This is a genomic window from Pseudoblastomonas marina, assembly GCF_014641655.1.
Lineage (GTDB): Bacteria > Pseudomonadota > Alphaproteobacteria > Sphingomonadales > Sphingomonadaceae > Alteriqipengyuania_A > Alteriqipengyuania_A marina.
The window spans coordinates 1-4,138 of the sequence record NZ_BMID01000003.1 but is presented as its reverse complement, the minus strand read 5'-3'; the positions used below and the strand labels follow the sequence as shown (position 1 = coordinate 4,138).

Annotated in this window: 1 protein-coding gene and 1 other annotated feature; the gene reads left to right on the top strand. The window is 32.2% G+C overall.

From position 1 onward, the window contains the following. Positions 1 to 2,245 (top strand) — a sequence feature (mutual gap in cmsearch alignment for this rRNA model is longer than 100). Positions 2,246 to 3,163: 918 nt separating this feature from the next. After that, positions 3,164 to 3,511, top strand: coding sequence for a hypothetical protein (locus IEW49_RS13260; protein ID WP_188643221.1), 348 nt, complete (start codon positions 3,164 to 3,166; stop codon positions 3,509 to 3,511). Positions 3,512 to 4,138 lie beyond the last annotated feature (627 nt).

Below are 4,138 nucleotides of genomic sequence, written 5' to 3'. Positions count from 1 at the left end.
ATCTTACTATAGTCAGGACTATAAAGGTCCGAACGGGTTATCGTTGCAAAGATATCCGAAGAACTATGGTAAGCGAGTGAAAGACAACACTGACTAGGATAGCTGGTTTTCTGCGAAACCTATAATAGTAGGCAATTTAAGTAACATCTTAGTAGGTACAGAACTTAATCTCAGACAAGATGTAGATTTTCATACCTATGTTTAGGTATGAAATGCATTTTTTTTTGTATACATCGGGGGATCGTGAAGATTTTATCGGTGAGTATGTAGACTCGGAATGACAAAGATGAATCTTGAATAATCAGACATAGAATGATAAGGTTGTATGTCAAAAGGGAAACAGCCCAGAACAAGAGTTAAGGTTCCAAAATTATTATTAAGTGAAATAAAGAAAGTTTTTATATAAGTCGACAAGAAGATGGGCTTGGAAGCAGCCATAATTTAAAGATCTCGTAACAGAGCACTTGTTAAATCTTAAAAGCATCGAAAATTTAACGGATCTAAATAATATACCGAAACCTTGTCCATATGTAACATTAGTAATAATATGCTATTAATGTTATTTGATGGGGTAGCAGAACGTTGAGTGAATCTTAGATTTTTTTTTTATAACTAAATATAGATGATAACTCAAGTGAGAATGGTGACATGAGTAACAAAAAAGAGTTTAAGGTACCTAAAAGGTATCTTAGAGTCTCGCCTAAAGCTTATGGCTACGTCAAGTAACGGCCTCTAAGTTTATAATCTGAAGATTATGACGATGAGAAAATAACGCGCAGAAGTGCGCTGCTTTGATACTTATGGTACCAACATTTAAAAGTGAAAATTGTGCAGGAAGGATCAGTATCCTTTCATTCTTATGTGGGGGAGTGGACAAAACTGAACAGAGTGTATCTGAACACAGATGAGTCCACACCCCCCCCCATGTAATGAATGAATGACAAACCGTACCTAGAATCTGAAACAAGTAAGCTAGTAGAGAATACGAAGGCGTGAATGAGATAACAATCATAAAGGAACTCGGCAAACTAACTACCGTAACTTAGGGATAAGGAGAGCTCATTAGTCTCGATTAATACGAGTAAAAAGGAAGAAGCATGGAATATTGTTGTACGACTGTTTAATTAAAACAAAGCACTTTGCAAAAAGACGATAAGTCTAAGTATTGAGTGTGATTTCTGCCCGATGCCGGCTGGTTAACGAATTTTCTAAATTGAAAAAAAATTTGGTTTCAGAGGAACCCCCGGTTAATGGCGGCCTTAGCGTGAGGGTCCTAAGGTAGCGAAATGCCTTGGCCGTTAAATGCGGTCTTGCATGAATGATGTAACGATACAACAGCTGTCTCTATGATTGACTCAGTGAAATTGGAATAACTGTGCAGATACAGTTTACCTCTAGTTAGACGAGAAGACCCTATGCAGCTTTACTGTTACTAATTATTGAATACGATTCTGAAAATTTCCAGTGTAAAAGGTAATCGATAAGATATAATTGAAACACCTTTATTTTTCTATCGTATTATTAAACCTTAAATTAAGGAACAATTGTTAGAAGACAGTTTATGCGGGGCACAGGCCCCATAAAGAGTAAATGGGTGTGTCTAAAATTTATAAATTTATGTTTGCAATTTTTTATAGTGATTATATATCAAATCATCTTTATGCTATTCATAGAGTGTATTTATTATATTCCTTGGGTACAGTATAAAAATTATATATGTATTAATTTACATATATTTTTTCTAAGAAATTAGGTAAGATTTTGTTTATAGAGAAATTAGATGTAAAAAAAAAATCTTATGAGGGCGGTATTTAATAATCCGCTTCTAATATTTTTTTGTAGTTATTATTATAAATTTAATAATAATCATGTTTATTACTTAAAAAGCTTAATGGCTTAATCTTGCCTTACTGTTTGATTAACAACAAATCTTACAGTCGCGTAAGCGGGGCATAGGATCACAAGATACAAAAAGGAAAGATCTTGGATTTTTGGAAAAGCTACGCTAGGGATGTTTGTCCTTCAATATTCTATTTAAGGGTGCTCCAAATGAGGCCTAAGGTGAAGCCTCAGCAAGCTCCACCCTTCGCAATGTAGCCTTAATAATTTAGTGCTCCTGCAGTCCTTTTTTTTCCCCCGCAAGCTTGCGGGTAGCCTCCGGCTAAGCGAAGCTCGGCCCTACCACTTCCCCCCCCCCCTGCAGTACTGCAGGGAGGGGGAGGTTAGGAGCTCAAAAAATTACAGGACGCACATATTTATTTAGCTATAAACATTGCCATCCTTAAATAAAATTATTGATAATATATTGGGTTAATTTCAAAAATTACTTTTATAATTTAAGTAAATTTGAAGCGAAATTTATCTTAGCATAAGGTGGGTGCTAGCACACAGTGTAGCTCGCTAGTGGCTAGTGGCTAGTGGCTAGTGCCTACTAAAAAGATAAAATCGTTCAACGACTATAAGGTGAGTAATGCTAACAATAATCCTTTATTAACACCCAACTTTCTTTTTTTTATTATGTATAAAATATATAAATCAGCAAGTAGTAAAATAATTTAAGATGAATAATACTAACACTAACACTAATAATAAAAATTTAGCCTCCTCTTCCGCTAGTGTAATTTTTAGTAAATATATAAATAATAATAATAATAAATTAATACCTTTTAAGATAAAAAATTCTGACCTAGGAAGAACGAGATATTTCCCTCCTATATCTAAAGAATGAAAAAATAGTATTTATGTCTTTAATCATAATAACTTAAAAAATTTACCTCTTTTTGATATAAATATTAATTCCTTAATAAAAGATTATTTTAATTTACAATTTAAGGATAAAATTTTATTCAAAAAAAAGAGACTTTCTAAAGTTAAAGTTGTATCTCTGAATAAAATATATGCTAGTAAAGCGGAAATAAAGCATACTAATACTAAAGCTATTTTAACTGTGTATACTTTTAATCGAGAAAAGATATCTTTATATAAAAAAATAAAGAAATTAAAAAAATCTTTTTATTTTGTTTTTGATAAAATAATTTCTTTTAGTGAACGTGTAATATTGAGTGGTGTTCCTATAAGGGTAGATAAGGATGGTAAGGTATTATCAAATCTGTATTTACCTTTTAGATTACGTGGTGTATTACCTTGAATTACTGAATCTCATGTGAATATTTGGAGAAAAATAATTATAGCTTCCCTATATAAAGAATTAATACTTCTTAGAAAATACAAATTAAGATTAGATCTTAATAAGTATAAATTTGAAGAAAAACTTTTATATAGATTAAATAATTTAATAATGAAGTATTATAATAAAAAAGTAGAGTTTAATATTGTAAATATGAGATCTTTTCTTCTTAATAGTGATATATTGACTAAAATATTAGCACTTAAATTGAAAAACAGGAATGCCCGTGTAATAAAAATTATGGATGTTATATTAAATAAGGCAAATTTACCTAAAATAAATAGAGTTCAGGAAAAAGCTTCCTTAATAAAAAGTGTAGATTGAAATTTATTAGAAAATAAGTTTAAAAATCTCAATTTAAGTTTTATATTAAATGATGCTTCGTACGCGGAGCGTAATAATTTATCTGAATTGTTAAATAAATTATATTATAATGTTCTTTTAGTCAGCCAAAAAGGGGTATGAGCGCTTCGCTCCCCGAAGGGGGAGCAGCCTTCCTTCCACTCAAAGAGTGGAGGCTCGCCTACTAAATTTATTCAGAAAGGCGCAGGCGCAGCTTCGCTAGGAGGAAATGCTAAGGCGCAGCCTAAAGTTTCTAGCTTCGCTAAGGCCAAAAAATATGCAAAAATATATCAAATCATATTTAATTCTATAAATTATAAAAATATGGGTGGTCTAAGACTGGAAATTAAAGGTAGATTAACTAAACGTTATAGAGCTGATAGATCTTTATTTAAAGTAAAATGAAAAGGTGGATTAAAAAATCTAGATTCGTCATATAAAGGGTTATCATCTGTAAATATGAGAGGTTATGCTAAACCTAATGTAGAGTATTCAATATTTACATCTAAACGTCGTATTGGAGCTTTTGCAGTAAAAGGTTGAGTTAGCGGTAAATAGAAATCCCGTATCCCCCCGTCCCCCCGCCCTGCAGTACTGCAGGGGGGGAGG